General features: G+C 45.8%; 14 protein-coding genes. 10 read left to right on the forward strand and 4 right to left on the reverse strand.

Translation table 11 applies throughout. The features are described 5' to 3' along the window. Positions 1–2: 2 nt before the first annotated feature. Together hda and AC27G9_RS03690 are read right to left on the reverse strand one after the other, a co-directional pair. Positions 3–746, reverse strand: coding sequence for a DnaA regulatory inactivator Hda (gene hda, locus AC27G9_RS03685; protein WP_487071139.1), 744 nt, complete (start codon positions 744–746; stop codon positions 3–5). A gap of 3 nt (positions 747–749) precedes the next feature. Continuing rightward, the gene (locus AC27G9_RS03690; RefSeq protein WP_487071141.1) at positions 750–2,060 is read right to left on the reverse strand and encodes a DUF2066 domain-containing protein; all 1,311 of its coding nucleotides are present in this window, start codon (positions 2,058–2,060) and stop codon (positions 750–752) included. A gap of 288 nt (positions 2,061–2,348) precedes the next feature. On the opposite strand from AC27G9_RS03690, the gene purM reads away from it, so the two are divergent. The 4 genes from purM to fadE all read left to right on the forward strand — a co-directional run bounded on the left by purM (position 2,349) and on the right by fadE (position 7,367). Next, entirely contained in the window at positions 2,349–3,386 is a 1,038-nt protein-coding gene (gene purM, locus AC27G9_RS03695; protein ID WP_487071143.1) for a phosphoribosylformylglycinamidine cyclo-ligase, read from the forward strand. A 2-nt stretch (positions 3,387–3,388) separates the two neighbouring features. Beyond that, entirely contained in the window at positions 3,389–4,039 is a 651-nt protein-coding gene (gene purN / locus AC27G9_RS03700; protein ID WP_487071145.1) for a phosphoribosylglycinamide formyltransferase, read from the forward strand. After that, complete coding sequence (locus tag AC27G9_RS03705) at positions 3,999–4,742, forward strand: DUF3108 domain-containing protein (protein WP_487071147.1); 744 nt, start codon at positions 3,999–4,001, stop codon at positions 4,740–4,742. The genes purN and AC27G9_RS03705 overlap by 41 nt, the downstream gene beginning before the upstream one ends. A 162-nt stretch (positions 4,743–4,904) precedes the next feature. After that, entirely contained in the window at positions 4,905–7,367 is a 2,463-nt protein-coding gene (fadE, locus tag AC27G9_RS03710; RefSeq protein ID WP_487071149.1) for an acyl-CoA dehydrogenase FadE, read from the forward strand. A 60-nt stretch (positions 7,368–7,427) separates the two neighbouring features. Here the strand turns inward: fadE and add are convergent, their stop codons facing one another. Together add and AC27G9_RS03720 are read right to left on the reverse strand one after the other, a co-directional pair. Then, on the reverse strand, positions 7,428–8,426 hold the full coding sequence (gene add, locus AC27G9_RS03715; protein WP_487071151.1) for an adenosine deaminase: 999 nt from the start codon (positions 8,424–8,426) through the stop codon (positions 7,428–7,430). Positions 8,427–8,449: 23 nt separating this feature from the next. Continuing rightward, positions 8,450–9,085: a LuxR C-terminal-related transcriptional regulator gene (locus AC27G9_RS03720; RefSeq protein ID WP_487071153.1), complete on the reverse strand. Its 636-nt coding sequence runs from the start codon at positions 9,083–9,085 to the stop codon at positions 8,450–8,452. A 173-nt stretch (positions 9,086–9,258) separates the two neighbouring features. Here AC27G9_RS03720 and cmoA point away from each other — a divergent pair, with 173 nt between their 5' ends. The 6 genes from cmoA to AC27G9_RS03750 all read left to right on the forward strand — a co-directional run bounded on the left by cmoA (position 9,259) and on the right by AC27G9_RS03750 (position 15,832). Then, a complete protein-coding gene (cmoA, locus tag AC27G9_RS03725) occupies positions 9,259–9,993 on the forward strand; it encodes a carboxy-S-adenosyl-L-methionine synthase CmoA (protein WP_487071155.1) in 735 nt (244 codons plus the stop codon). 9 nt (positions 9,994–10,002) lie between these two features. Then, entirely contained in the window at positions 10,003–10,998 is a 996-nt protein-coding gene (cmoB, locus tag AC27G9_RS03730; RefSeq protein WP_487071157.1) for a tRNA 5-methoxyuridine(34)/uridine 5-oxyacetic acid(34) synthase CmoB, read from the forward strand. Between the two features lie 148 nt (positions 10,999–11,146). Next, the gene (locus tag AC27G9_RS03735) at positions 11,147–12,019 is read left to right on the forward strand and encodes a kinase (RefSeq protein ID WP_487071159.1); all 873 of its coding nucleotides are present in this window, start codon (positions 11,147–11,149) and stop codon (positions 12,017–12,019) included. Then, positions 12,019–12,837: an HAD-IIB family hydrolase gene (locus tag AC27G9_RS03740; protein ID WP_487071161.1), complete on the forward strand. Its 819-nt coding sequence runs from the start codon at positions 12,019–12,021 to the stop codon at positions 12,835–12,837. The genes AC27G9_RS03735 and AC27G9_RS03740 overlap by 1 nt, the downstream gene beginning before the upstream one ends. A gap of 8 nt (positions 12,838–12,845) precedes the next feature. Then, a complete protein-coding gene (locus AC27G9_RS03745) occupies positions 12,846–14,075 on the forward strand; it encodes a glycosyltransferase family protein (protein ID WP_487071163.1) in 1,230 nt (409 codons plus the stop codon). Next, positions 14,072–15,832: a sugar phosphorylase gene (locus AC27G9_RS03750; RefSeq protein WP_487071165.1), complete on the forward strand. Its 1,761-nt coding sequence runs from the start codon at positions 14,072–14,074 to the stop codon at positions 15,830–15,832. Before AC27G9_RS03745 ends, AC27G9_RS03750 begins: the two co-directional genes overlap by 4 nt. Position 15,833 lies beyond the last annotated feature (1 nt).

Here is a 15,833-nt window from a genome sequence, read left to right on the forward strand (position 1 = left end):
ATTCAGGGTTTGTCTACTATGCCAAGCTCGCGCTTGACCAAGGGCACAGTCAGGCGTTTTTGCTCTTGCAATGAGCGCTTATCTAGACGCGAAAGCATGCTCATCAGGCTCCCCATGTCTCGCTCACAGTGGTTGATCAAGAATTGAATTGCCTGTTCTGAAAACGACAAGCCTATTTGACTGGCGCGATAACTCAATGCCGATTGACGTTGTTGGTCGTCTAAGTGATGCAAATGATAAGTCACTCCCCACCCCAAACGAGAGCGCAGATCAGGCAATAAAAATTCAGGGTGTTGAGGGCCTATTCGCGATGTTGTGACCAATACTGTTTTTCGAGTCTCACCAATTCGATTGAGGAAATCAAACACAGCTTCCTCCCACAATGGCTCAGACGCCACGGCATCGAGATTATCCAAACATACCAATGGCAGTAGCTCTAAGCCATCAAATATCAATGGAGACCAATCGTGGGCTTCTTCCATATTCAAATACAGATGTGGTACGTCTCGTTTGGCCATCTGGTGACAAATTGCATACAACAGGTGGCTCTTCCCTCTTGCAGCTGCGCCAACAATATTAACCAAAGGCAATGATAAATGAACCAAGTCACTATCCTTGTCTTTGTCATCTAATGGCAATTGCCGAGACAGGTTCTCTAGTACCGCTACCAGTTCCTCGTTGCCACCTGAGACGAAACTGTCAAAGGTCTCTAATGTCGGCAAACTCACTGGTAGCGGCAGTTGCATCGATTAATCCCGCCAGCTGAATTGAAAACCTTCAAGCGGTTGCCCAAAGGTATCGGTTTGAGGCCGCAGCCGCGATTCTAAACGAAGAACGTTGTTTAAGTCGGCGGCCGTTCCCAACAACGACAGCGTGAATTCCGATGTGGCACCGTACTGCCTCGTCAGTGCCGCTGAGTCGACAACACTCAAACTGTTGATATAAGCTTGAACGTCTATGTACTTCTTATAACTGTCTAAGTTATTCACCACCATGGTTACGGTCTTTCCCTCGCCTTCAATTGAAGAAGGTAGAATAGCGTAAGCATTACCTAAATCATCGGCAACGGCATCGATAAATTTGGCGATTAAGCTACCCGTGTCATCGCCAAACAGGGTGCCGCGGGACACTTCACCATCGCGGTCGATTAACCAATCGAGGCTGAAACGCCCTTGCCGTACTCTTTTTGACAATGCATTGAATTCTGACTGAGTGAAACTGGGACCACTTTCTTCGCTGCTCCCCAGCGCCATTTCGATATGGTAGTCAACACTGGCCATATCGCCATAAGCGAATGCAGGCAAGGTCACTTTTGGTAACGCGTAACTAGTTTGAGGGGTTTGTGGTAACGCCAATGTTGACGCTGAATTCTTATATAGCCGTGCTCCGAGTACATAGTCGACGCCGTATCGCTCGCTTGCTGATTCAAGAGACGTCGAGAACAACCCCCACACATCATAAATTGAAACTTGAAGGGTGTCTGTTAAGTCCAATAGCGGCAAACTTAGGGGCATGCCTCTGTCATAGGCTGCAGCAACGAGTCTATCTTTGTATTCACTTGCTGACGATTCACCAAGAACAGTGCGCTCGTCATTTTCATCTTCGAAAGCAAACCACAAGACAGAATCCGGTCGACGTTTACCCCAAATGGGTAGACCAAGTGCGGCGACATCACTTTCCAACATCGTCTGGTCAAATTCTGCCGTATAAAACAGCTGATTGTCGACGGCGTCAAATGAGTAGGATCGCAAATAACGGTCTGCTGATTTAACAATTGCACCAACGCCCTGATAATCAGCAACATCACTTTTACCGGTCAGTTTGACAAGGGCATTTTCCATTGCTTTTCGAATCGCCTGTTGTTGACCAGAAGCCGATTGATCGGATACTGGCGTCCGCCCAATGGTGGTCTCAACCAAAACACTGGCATGGGACACAGACGACAAGGAGAGCATAACGCATGTGCATAGCACCGAAGAAATAAACGCACTGCTGTGTATAAACGCTCTGTGCTTGCGCTTACCGTTGAAGAACGATTTTAAAATGTTTCGCAACTCCATGAACTACCGTAAATAAAAGAAAATCCGTCGCAAGAAAAGATAAAGACTTTAAGGGATCATTTCCAGCATTTTCGACGTTCTTTATCATAAATCGTCCTGCGTTTGCTCTACAGCTATCATATCTTGTAAACGACGCTCGGCGCACCGAAACAACACTGGAAAAGTGATAAAAACCGGCCGATAAAACTTATTTCGTAAATTTAGCAAAATCTGAGGTGTTGCAATTGGACTTGAGCCCTGTTGCTGGTAGAATCCGCGTTTTTTAAAGAACAGCATCAGGGCCCCACCGTGAGCGAACAGAAAACTTCTCTTAGCTACAAAGACGCAGGTGTCGACATCGACGCCGGTAATCAATTGGTCGAACGCATTAAGCACGTTACCAAACGGACTCATCGTCCGGAAGTAAAAGGCGGATTGGGAGGCTTCGGCGCCCTTTGTGCGATTCCTGAGAAGTACAACAAGCCCCTACTCGTTTCAGGTACTGATGGTGTCGGTACCAAACTTCGCGTGGCGATGGATGCAGGACAACACCACGGTGTCGGCATTGATCTCGTAGGTATGTGTGTAAACGATCTTATCGTCCAAGGTGCCGAGCCGTTGTTCTTTCTTGACTACTACGCAACAGGAAAACTTGACGTTGACGTGGCAGCGGATGTGGTTTCAGGCATCGGCGCCGGATGTGAACTCTCAGGTTGTGCTCTAATTGGTGGTGAGACGGCAGAAATGCCGGGCATGTACCAAGATGGCGACTACGATATTGCAGGCTTCTGTGTGGGTGTTGTTGAAGCGGACAAGGTTATCGACGGTTCAAATGTTAAACCTGGACAGTCGATCATTGCGCTGGGATCTTCTGGCCCTCACTCAAATGGTTATTCGCTTATCAGAAAAATCATTGAAGTCAGTGGTGCAGATGTCAACGCAGAACTCGAAGACAAACCCATTATCGAACACTTGCTTGAGCCCACTCGAATCTATGTTAAGCCAGTACTTAAGTTGCTGGAAAGTATTGATGTCAGCGCCATTTCTCACATTACTGGTGGTGGTTTTTGGGAAAACATTCCTCGCGTACTACCTGACGATGCTAAAGTCATCGTTGATGAAGCTAGCTGGCAATGGCCGGCGATATTCAACTGGTTACAGGACAACGGCAACGTCACTCGTCACGAAATGTACCGTACCTTCAACTGTGGTGTTGGTCTTGTCATTGTGGTTGACTCTCAAGATGTCGATTCTGCATTGAACATCCTCAAAGGTGAAGGTGAAAACGCTTGGTTAATTGGTGAAATAGCCACTCGCAACGGCGATGACCAAGTGGAAATCAAATAGCCATGGCAGAAAAGACACCAAAACTTTGCGTTTTGATATCCGGCAATGGGTCCAACCTGCAATCAATGATCGATTACATTGATGCTGGTAAACTCAATGCCGAGATCGCCTGCGTCATTTCTAACAGGCCTAACGCATTCGGTTTAACGCGGGCTAAAAATGCCGGTATCCCAAACCTTTGTATCGACCATACTCAGTATCCTGACAGAGAAGATTACGATCGTGCCTTAAAAGCAAAAATCGAAGCGTACTCACCTGATTGTGTTGTGCTTGCGGGCTTCATGAGAATACTGACTCCGGATTTTGTTGAATATTTTTCAGGAAAATTACTGAACATTCATCCATCTTTGTTGCCCAAGTATAAAGGGTTAAATACCCATCAACGCGCAATCGACAATGGCGATACCGAGCACGGTGTTAGCGTTCATTTTGTTACGCCTGAATTAGATGGTGGTCCGGTGATTATCCAAAGCCGCGTCCCGGTGTTCGAGGATGACGATTCATCGACACTGGCATCTCGAGTTCAAGAACAAGAACGCGATTTATATCCGCTAGTGCTTCGGTGGTTTTGTGAAGGTCGATTAACCATGAATCAAAACAAGGCGATACTGGATGATCAAGTACTTCCTGAACAGGGATACGCAAACGATTAACTCTTTGACATCAACGCTTGCAGCATGTTTGCTGTGGGCGTTTGCTTTTGTGGCCAATGCCGCATCCGATACTTTTCAACTACAGCCATTTGAAGCCGAATATACCGGCATCAGATGGGGCAACAACGTTGGCACCGCCACACTTAAGCTCGAGCATCTCGCTGCAAATACGTATTCGCTCACCTATTTTTCGAAAGCGAAGGTTTTCTTTTACTCCGACAAGCGAAAGGAACACTCGATTTTCTCTTTTAACGATGGGCACTTCACGCCTAAAGAGTACTATTACTCCAGAACAGGGACCGGTTCCGATAAATCCTTGGAGCTTGCTTTCAACGCTAAACAACAGCAAATTGAAGTCAAAGACGGTGAAGCCATGGATTGGTTGGGAGAATGGGACAACCAACTTTATCGACTCGATATCCCTCAGAAGCTTGCCAATGGTGAGGATGATATCAGCTACGATTTCATCAATTCACGCGGCGAAAAACGAAAATATCGTATCATAGTGGAAGGAAGCGAAACCCTGTCTCTTCCCTACGGTAAGGTTGAAGCCATCAAAGTCAAAATTGCAAGGGAGAGCAAAAAACGCGTTACCTATGCGTGGTTTGCCCCTGAATTGCACTACAACATGGTGCGTTTGCAACAATTTAAAAATGGCGACGAACAAGGCGATGTTCAGCTAAAAGCTTTCCGCGTTTTATAGTCAACTATCCATTGCGTTTATGAGGCGATACCGTAAACAAATATCGCCTTATTTCCCTCGAAAATCCGTCCATTTTTCTTGCTTTTTCACGTATGTAAATATAGTGTTAGCGTATCTGGTCTGACCTGAATTCAGACCATTTTTAAAGCTCAGGAGATACATATGTCTGGTTTTCTTTGGTTTTTACTTGTGGTTGTTACCCTGGCAATCGCAAGCTACAAACGCACTAGTTTGACCAACGCCGTTGCTGCCGCAGCAGCAGTGATGGTTGTAGGCACTTTCTTTGGCGATGTTGGCTTTTTTGGCTGGGTAGTGTTTCTTGCTCTAGCCGTGCCTTTCGCGACCCCATCACTACGACAACAATACATCACGACCAAGCTACTGGCTTTCTATCGTGCAGTAATGCCTGAAATGTCGCGGACTGAACAAGAAGCGATCGACGCAGGAACAGTATGGTGGGATGGTGATATCTTTAGCGGTAAGCCTGATTGGAATAAATTACACGCTATTTCAAAAGGTAGGTTGACCCCAGAAGAGCAAGCCTTCCTCGATGGTCCGGTCGACCGAGTTTGCAACATGGTTGATGAATGGCAAATCAACCACAAAGACGCAGACCTACCGAAAGAGATTTGGGATTTCCTCAAAGAGCACAAATTCTTTGCGATGATCATCAAAAAAGAATTCGGTGGCTTACAATTCTCTGCGTATGCTCAATCACGGGTTTTACAGAAGTTGGCCGGCACTAGTGCCGTACTATCGAGTACAGTAGGTGTCCCTAATTCTCTTGGACCGGGCGAGCTACTCCAGCACTACGGTACCAAAGAACAACAGGACCACTATTTGCCTCGCCTAGCCCAAGGCTTGGAGATACCTTGTTTCGCATTGACAGGACCAGAGGCCGGTTCAGATGCGGGGGCTATCCCAGACCTCGGTGTGGTTTGCAAAGGTGAATGGGAAGGTGAAGAAGTGCTGGGTATGAAACTTACCTTTAACAAGCGCTACATCACACTGGCACCGATTGCTACAGTCGTAGGCTTGGCATTCAAACTTCAAGATCCTGAAGGTTTGTTGGGTGGTGAAGAAGACCTTGGCATTACCTGTGCCCTTATCCCTCGTGATACTGCGGGTTTAGATATTGGCCGCCGCCACTTCCCATTAAATACTCCTTTCCATAATGGTCCGATTCGCGGTAATGATATATTCGTTCCGCTCGATTTCATTATTGGTGGCCCTAAAATGGCGGGGAATGGCTGGCGTATGTTGGTTGAGTGCTTATCTGTAGGGCGCTGTATTACCCTTCCATCAACTGCCGCTGGTGGCGCTAAGCAAGTAGCATTGGCAACCGGCGCTTATGCGCGTATCAGAAGACAATTCCGTATGCCTGTAGGCCATATGGAAGGTGTTGAAGAGATGCTAGGCCGTATCGGTGGCAACGCGTACATGATGGACGCTGTCACTCGCCTCTCTACAGTGGGTGTTGATTTAGGTGAAAAACCTTCTGTCATCTCAGCAATTTGTAAATACCACCTCACTGAACGTATGCGCCAGATCGTAAACGATTCGATGGACGTGCATGGTGGTAAAGGCATTATGCTTGGGCCAAATAATTATCTCGGCCGAGGCTATCAAGGTGCGCCTATCTCTATTACGGTTGAAGGTGCAAATATTCTTACCCGTAACATGATGATCTTTGGTCAAGGGGCAATGCGTTGTCACCCTTACGTACTGCAAGAGATTCAAGCTGCTGCAATCGAAGACAAAAAGGAACGCTTGGAAACCTTCGACAAAGCCGTATTCGGGCATATTGGTTTTGCTATCGCTAACACCACCCGTAGTTTATGGTTCTCATTGACCAATGGTGTCTTCCACAAAGCACCATTTGATGACCAAACCGCTAAATATTACAAAGCGTTGCAAGGTTATAGTGCGAACTTAGCGTTAATGACCGATATCTCTATGGGTGTTTTGGGCGGTGACCTCAAACGTCGTGAGCGTCTGTCTGCTCGTTTAGGTGATATCCTGTCTGGTTTGTATCTTGCCAGTGCAACACTAAAACGTTATGACGAAGAAGGTCGTTTACAAGAAGACCTACCGCTACTGCATTGGGCAATGGCAGATGTATTGTTTGATATCGAAACTGCTATCATCAATTTCATCGACAATTTCCCAAACAAAGCGGTTGCAAAAACACTCAAAGTACTCGTTATGCTATTTGGTCGTCGTACTGCCCCACCGTCAGACAAAATTGAACACAAGATTGCGCAAATGTTGCAAACACCTTGTAGCGCGCGTAGTCGCCTAGGTGATGGTCAATATCTGACTCGTGAAGAAGGCAACTTGTTTGGTGATTTAGAACAAACGTTGGATGATGTGCTGGCTAGCGAACCTGTGTTTGAAAAAATCTGTGAACTGAAAAAAGCGAAATTGCCTTTCACTCAGCTATCTATGTTAGCCGATGAAGCGCTGGAAAATGGCTGGATCACAGCTGAAGAAGCAGCGTTACTTAAACGCACAGAAGCCGGAAGATTGCGCACTATCAACGTGGACGACTTTGACCACGAAGAGCTTATCGCCTATCAATCTAGCGCCACTGAGCAGACAAAAGCAGAAGCTAACGCTGCATAATACGGTCAACAACATAGCAAAAAGCCCGCATCAGCGGGCTTTTTTATGCTTTAGGGTTATTCAGAATCCGGCCGTTTCAATCAATCGCTTTTTGGCTTCGTTATCAAGAAAACTCTGCGTTACGCCGTGTTGTTGAATTTGCTTTAGCTGTGCTGGACTCAGTCCAATAACATCTCGCGCTAAGCGGTATTCATCTGCCAAGGTAATAGCTGACACTCCGGGGTCGTCCGTATTGAGCGTAACCTGAATTCCTGCATCTAGAAACACCTTAAGAGGATGAGAAGCCGTGTTCACTACGGTACCGGTTTGGTAGTTGGACGTCGGACAGACTTCCAGTCCGATCCCCCGATTTGCCAGTGTGTCCATCAGACGCCGATCATGTTGTGCTGCAATCCCATGACCAATTCGTTCTGCCCCTAACAGCTCAATAGCATCCCAAACGCTCTGAGGACCATCAGCTTCACCAGCATGCACGGTAACGTGCCACCCTGCATCTCTAGCCTGTGCAAAGTGAGATACAAAATCTCGAGCAGGAAAGTTTTTTTCATCACCTGCGAGGTCAAGTCCACATATTGCGTCTTTGTAGATCAGTAACGCATCTAATTCTTTTTGGCATTGAGTCGTTCCATAGGTTCGACTCATGATACCTATGAGGTTTGCTTTCACCCCAAATGCTTCACTCCCCGCTTTTACTCCCGCGATGACAGCTTCAATGGTTTGGTGTAAATCGAGTTGATGAGCACTGGCCATGTACATCGGAGAGAATCGCAATTCGAGATAGTCGATGCCTTCATCCATAGCGTCTTGCATATTCTGATAAGCAATATCATACACGGCTTCTTGATTGATCAGCATGGAAATACCAAAGTCTAGCTTTGATAAAAACGCCATCAAATCAGACGTTTTACCCTGAATTTCGCAAAGCGCTTTAACATCATCAAGCGACTGTGCAGGCATATCGATACCAAATTTATTCGCCAATGCCCAGATGGTGGGCGCTTTGATATTGCCGTCGAGATGACGATGCAAATCGACAAGAGGAACAGAGGGGTCAATCATAGAAGAGAAAACTGCAACTCAGGTTATCCGAGATGCAGTTTATCCATAAGCAGTACAGCTTGAGTTCGCGTATTGATTTCAAGTTTGCGCAAAATGGCACTGATATGCGCTTTGATAGTGGCTTCAGTCACATTCATCTCATGAGCGATCTGTTTATTCATCAAGCCAGAACGCAAATAAGTGAGCACCTGAATTTGTTTAGGCGTCAACTCTCTAAAACGAGTGAGTAGCTGGCTGAATTCGTCATCAACTTGATCTAGTTGTTCACGCATTTCATCAGGAACCCAATTTTCACCCTGCATGATTTTCATGATGCCTTCAGCCACCTGCTTGGTGGGAAGTGATTTTGGTATATAACCATTGGCGCCAAGCGACATCACTTGCGCGACAATTTCAATACCTTCACTGGCAGAAACAACGGCAACAGGTACATCCGGCTTCATTTCTTTTACCGTGATCAAGCCATTGAAATATTCACCGCCTGGCATGTTGAGGTCGAGAAGAATCAGGTCAATTTGAGTGTCGGAATTCAGAATATCCTGAAGGGGTTCTAAACCACCAGCTTCGAGAATTTCGGTATCAGCGAAATAAGGTTCCAACGCCCCGCTTAGCGCTTCTCGAAAAAGTGGGTGATCGTCTGCAACTAAAAACCTTTTCATACAGCGTTTTGAATCCTCTTCCTTTATTATTCTTATAGAGTAATACTTTAGAATAATAAGGTGAAGTAAAACCACCGAACAAATACAATATTTTTCATAATTATCGCGTTTTGGCGTTGGCAAGCGGTGATTAAAGAGTAAAATTGCCCTCCCATTAACACAGGCAAGACTCAATGAAGAAAGGCGCAGACAATATTTATTCGAAACCGATGAACTCGGTTAATGATTTCCGATTCGATGACACCGTAGCAGATGTCTTTCCAGATATGATTCAAAGATCGGTGCCGGGCTATCAAACGATTATTCACACCATTGGCGAATTAGCGAGTAAATATGTCACCCCTTCAAGTAATGTATACGACCTAGGCTGCTCATTAGGTGCCGCGAGTATGTCTGTCGCCAGAGCAACAGCCGATACGCCATGTAAAATTATCGCAATAGACAGCTCTGAGGCGATGGTCGAGCGCTGCCGAAAGAAAATCAGCCATTTTACCCTGAGCAACCCTGTCGATGTAAAATGTGAATTAGCCCAAGATACCCGGATTAGCAATGCGTCTATGGTTATCATGAATTTCACTCTGCAGTTTATTCCACCAGAGGACAGGCAAGGCATATTGGAAAACATTTACCAAGGCCTGTTACCCGGCGCAGTTCTTGTCCTGTCAGAAAAAATTCGCCATGACGCTGAGGCTGGGAATGAATTGCTCATCGACTTACATCATCAATTTAAACGAGACAATGGCTACAGTGAACTTGAAGTCAGTCAAAAGCGTGCAGCGCTAGAAAATGTAATGCTAACTGACACCTTTGAAACCCATCAAGCTCGCTTAGCATCCGCGGGCTTTTCTACTGTTGTACGTTGGTTTCAGTGTTACAATTTCACTTCTTTAATTGCGATAAAAAACTAGGCGTTTTCTGTGAGTAAAACAACGACTTCCTGGCTCGATAACCAGCTATCTCAAGGTTATGAGGCGATTCTTAATTCAGCGCTCTCTCATTGGCTACAAACACTGCCAGCGCAAATGGCCAATTGGCAAGCCAGTGCAAAACACGGAGACCTAGACAAGTGGGTTAAGTTACTAGGTAAACTCCCCACGACCACGCCAAGTCAAATTGAGTTGTCTGATTCAGTGACAATCGGCCAAGCTGGCGATATCAATGACTACGAGCAAAAAGTCATTGCTGGGCTGTTAAAACAATTTATGCCTTGGCGCAAAGGCCCATTTCATTTGCATGGTATCCACATCGATACTGAGTGGCGTTCGGACTGGAAATGGGACCGTGTTGCGCCCCATATTTCCGATTTAAAAAATCGCCATGTGCTAGACGTAGGTTGTGGCAGCGGTTATCACCTTTGGCGAATGGCTGGAGTTGGTGCAAAGCAGGTGATTGGAATTGATCCCACACAATTGTTTTTTATTCAATTTCACGCTATCAAGCATTTCATCGGTAACATGAATGTGCATTTTTTTCCGTTGGGTATCGAGCAACTTCAACCCCTAAAAGCCTTTGATACCGTTTTTTCGATGGGCGTTTTGTATCACCGCAAAGACCCGATGTCGTTTTTGACACAACTGAAAGATCAACTTCGCAGCGGCGGTGAATTGGTACTTGAAACCTTGGTCGTCGACGGAGATGAAACGACGGTATTGATGGCCGGAGAGCGCTATGCGCAAATGCGAAATGTTTGGTATCTACCCAGTGTTAAAGCGCTTACGGTGTGGTTAGAACGACTCGGATTTGTCGACTGCAAAGTGGTTGATGTCAACACCACAACGACACAAGAACAACGTGCGACTGAGTGGATGACCAATCAATCACTATCGGACTTTCTTGACCCCAATGACTCCTCTTTAACCATTGAAGGTTACCCCGCGCCCAAACGGGCAGTGATTATCGCAACTAAAAAATAACCAACTAGCCCGCTCTCTTGCGGGCTTGTTTCATTTCAGCTTCCCGTACGCGCTCAACATTCACCACACCTATTTTTGTTATTGGCACAAATGTTGTAACACCCAAGCCATAGTGTTTCCCCTTATTCGCAGTTAAGAAGGCAACAACATGGACATGAAAGGCTTTTTACGAAGACACGCTTTGCCAGAGCATTATGCGACCATTGCACAACAATGGTTCATGCCATTGGGCGAAGAAATTGCATCGCACCAAAAAAGTGCAAAGCAAACATTTTTTGTCGGCGTTAATGGCTGCCAAGGCTCTGGTAAGAGTACATTATGCGATTACTTGGTTGACTACCTTATTCAAGAGCACAACCTCAACTGTATTTCCTTGTCACTTGATGATTTTTATTTAGATCAATCCGCAAGAAATGCGTTAGCCATTAAAGTGCACCCTTTACTCAAGACACGTGGTGTTCCGGGTACCCATGACGTCGCCTTGGCGAATCAAACTTTCGACAAGTTGGCCTCTTTCGGCACCGTCTCTATTCCCCGGTTCGATAAATCGACAGATAACCCCTTCCCTGTAAGTCAATGGCCTATCACCAATGGACCGGTTGACGTCGTTATTGTCGAAGGGTGGTGTTGGGGCGTTTCAGCCCAACTCGACAATGCCTTGAACGAGCCAGTCAACGATTTGGAATCAGAACAAGACAGCTTGGGTACGTGGCGTCGATACGTTAACCGTCAAATCAAAGAGCACTACCAAAGCCTATTTGATCGGATGGATTATTGGGCAATGTTAAAAGGCCCCTCATTTGAACATGTGTACAAATGGCGTTGTGAACAAGAGCACAAATTAGCCAAACAATCTAACGGCGCTGCTGTGATGTCGGATGACCAAATCGCATCTTTCATTCAGCATTATCAAAGACTAACTGAACATTGCTTGGAAAGTTTGCCAGATAAATGCGACACGGTATTCGAACTTGATGAAAATCGTCAAATTAGTCACGTACAAAAAAAGGCGACAGCGTAATGCTCTATCCAATCATATTTACTGACATGGATGGCACACTGCTCGACCATTACACCTACGATTTCGCGCCAGTGGAAGGCGTTCTCGAGACACTCAAGCAAAAAGACATTCCCGTCATTCCAACCACGAGTAAAACATTTGCAGAGCTACAGGTGCTGCGTTCCCGAATTGGTTTAGATGGCCCTTTTATCATCGAGAATGGCGCAGCTGTGTGTATACCCCATGGTTTTTTTAAACAAAAACCGGCAGGCACGGTTTGGCAAGACAACTATTGGTGTAAGTCCTTTAGCTACAACAAAAACTATTGGATCAATTTGCTAGATGTCATCGCCGATGAATTTGACGGCGAATTTAAACAGTTCAGTAAAATGAGTATCGCAGATATCCAAGACGCCACAGGCTTATCGGAAGACGATGCGACATTGGCATCGAAGCGACAGTACGGAGAACCCGTCCTTTGGATGGGAACAGAATCTCGGAAACAACAATTTATTAAAGCCGTAGCACAGCGCGGGGCCACGCCACTTGAAGGTGGAAGATTTGTCCACGTCAGTGGTGACTGTAACAAAGGCACTGCATTGCAATGGTTTGTTGAAGAATATCAACGCCAACACGCGCAAAATGTGACTTCAATCGCTTTAGGGGATGGTAAAAACGATATTGCCATGATGGATGAAGCGGACATCGCGATAAGGATTGCCTCGCCAAGCCACCCACCACCGGAATTACAAAAACAAGAAAACGTTTATACGAGTACCTTGCAAGGCCCTTCAGGATGGGCCGAGATGATCAACCAATTACTAGAATTGAATCTTTAGGAGGACACATGGCCGACTTTTATCAAAATGGCGTCGTAACAACGTTGCACAACTTGTCCCAACGTCCTACCGAGGCGTTGGAAGCGGAGTTAGTAGAGTTTTCAAAAAAACGACCCATGGCGCTAATTTTGCCTTCGCTATTTTCAGAGTTACAAGGGGATGCTCTACCCCATATCGTAAATGAACTCACTAGCGTTCCCTATTTAACCGAAATCGTTATCGGCCTTGATAGGGCCGATGAGAAGCAGTATCGTCACGCGCTCGACTTCTTCGACAAGCTTCCCCAACACCACCGAGTATTGTGGAACGATGGACCAAGGCTGCGTGCCATCGACCGAGAGCTAAGCGAACTAGGCCTTGCGCCTCGAGAAATGGGTAAAGGTAGAAACGTTTGGTATTGTATGGGTTACATTATCGCGTCGAACAAAGCGGAATCCGTTGCTCTGCACGATTGTGACATCGTGACTTACAAGCGAGACCTGCTTGCCAAGCTCATCTATCCCGTCGCCAATCCTATGTTCAACTACGAGTTCTGCAAAGGCTACTATGCCCGTGTTGCAGATGGGAAAATCAATGGGCGAGTGTCTAGGCTACTCGTTACGCCATTGCTCAGAGCGTTGAAACGCACACTGGGTGATAATGAATACATCGAATTTATGGATAGCTTCCGTTACCCATTGGCAGGTGAGTTCTCATTCAGAAGAGACGTACTCAACGACATCCGCATCCCTTCAGATTGGGGACTAGAGATCGGTGTCTTGTCGGAAATGCACAGAAACTATTCTCACAATAGATTGTGCCAAGCCGATATCGCCGACGTTTACGACCACAAACACCAAGACTTGTCACTTAACAATGATCAGGGTGGCCTATCAAAAATGTCCATCGATATCACAAAGGCCGTGTTCAGAAAACTGGCAACCCAGGGAACAACCTTCAGTACTGAGATGTTCCGTTCAATCAAAGCGACGTATTTCCGTATTGCACTCGACTTCATTGAAACCTATCACAATGACGCTGTTATGAACGGCTTAAAGCTCGATATTCACAGTGAAGAAAAAGCCGTAGAAATGTTTGCGAGCAACATAATGAAAGCGGGACAAAGCTTTTTAGATAACCCAATGGAAACGCCTTTCATTCCGAGTTGGAACCGAGTTACAAGCGCGATACCTGACATCTTAGATAGGATCAAAGAGGCAGTAGAAGAAGACACTAAAGAATTCAAAGGCCAACTATGAGTGCGACCATAAAAATGTTGCACGACAAAGTCACTCGACATCTAGAATTTATCTACGCTGATGTCGAGTTACCTATGGCGTGCAGTGAGCTGGCAACACAATGTATGAATACCATTGGTTTAGTCGATGAACAGACGATCAATGTTCCCCAGCCTCACACCAATCAATGGGATCAAGAAGATATCGTCATGATCACTTATGGCGATAGCGTGATTGAAGACAATACTGTGCCGCTTTCGACGCTTAAACAGTTTTTACAAACCTACTGTAAAAACACCATTAACAAGGTACATATTTTACCGTTTTATCCCTACAGTTCTGATGACGGTTTTTCTGTTATCGACTACTCCAGTGTGAATGAATCTCTGGGCGGATGGGAAGATATTCATCTATTGGCACAAGAATACGGATTAATGTTTGATTTGGTGATCAACCATTGCTCCGCTCGTTCTGTTTGGTTTGACAATTTCATAAAATGCAAGGGAACAGGCAGCGACTTCTTTTTTACTGCGTCACCAGAGGATGACTTGAGTCAAGTAACGCGGCCAAGAACATCACCATTGCTGAAAGAAGTCGAAACGGCTGAAGGGACAAAACACGTTTGGTGCACATTTAGTCACGACCAAGTTGATTTTGACTTTAGAAACCCCCAAGTGCTGTTGACCTTTATCGAGATTATCAAGCAATACCTCGATAATGGCGCAACATTATTCCGCTTAGATGCAGTCGCCTTTTTGTGGAAGATCATTGGTTCTTCAAGCATAAACTTGGAGCAAACCCATGAAACGGTTCGGCTAATGCGAACGCTGATTGAACACGTCAATCCAGAAGTTATCATTATTACTGAAACCAACATTCCCAATCGAGAAAATCTTACTTATTTTGGTAACGCCAACGAAGCGCATGCCATCTATAATTTCTCGCTACCACCACTTTTAGTTAATACCTTAGTGACTGGGGATTGCCGCTATCTCAAGAGTTGGATGATGTCCATGCCACCGGCTCAAAATGGCACGACGTATTTCAACTTTATTGCCTCTCACGACGGCATTGGGTTGCGTCCAGCAGAGGGATTATTGAATGACGAGGAGCTCTCGACACTCGTGCATACCATGCAGTCATTTGGTGGCAAAATATCCTGGCGAGCATCTGACCATGGGCAACAAAAGCCTTATGAAATCAATATTGCACTATTCGACGCGCTGCAAGGGACTTCCAAAGGCCCTGACAAGTGGCAAATCGATCGCTTTGTTTGTGCGCACGCCATCATGCTTGGCATGGAGGGTATTCCCGGTATCTATATTCACAGTTTATTGGGTACTTCCAATGATTATGAAAAAGTCGAAAACACTGGGCAAAACCGCTCCATCAACCGACACCGATGGCAATATCGTGAATTGGCCTCTCTACTCGATTCGACCTATTCACAGCATCACAAAGTGCTTACCAGGATGTCGCAGCTAATACGCATACGCAAAGCGCAACCGGCGTTTCACCCCAATGCAACTCAATTTACTCTCCAGCTGGGTAATCAGCTCTTCGGTTTTTGGCGCCAAAGCCTAGATCGCAGACAAAGTATTTTCTGCATCAGTAATATCAGTGATTCGGAACAGTCGATACTGTTGTCTGATATCAATTTGATCGGCACTGATTGTTGGGTAGACCTTATCAGCAGAGATGAAATACACGATGTTGGTGGCTACCTCAAGTTAGCGCCATACCAAACGGTTTGGATCAGTAACGTCGATTTCGAATGAT

The organism is Alteromonas sp. 5NS40-0096, assembly GCF_057544385.1.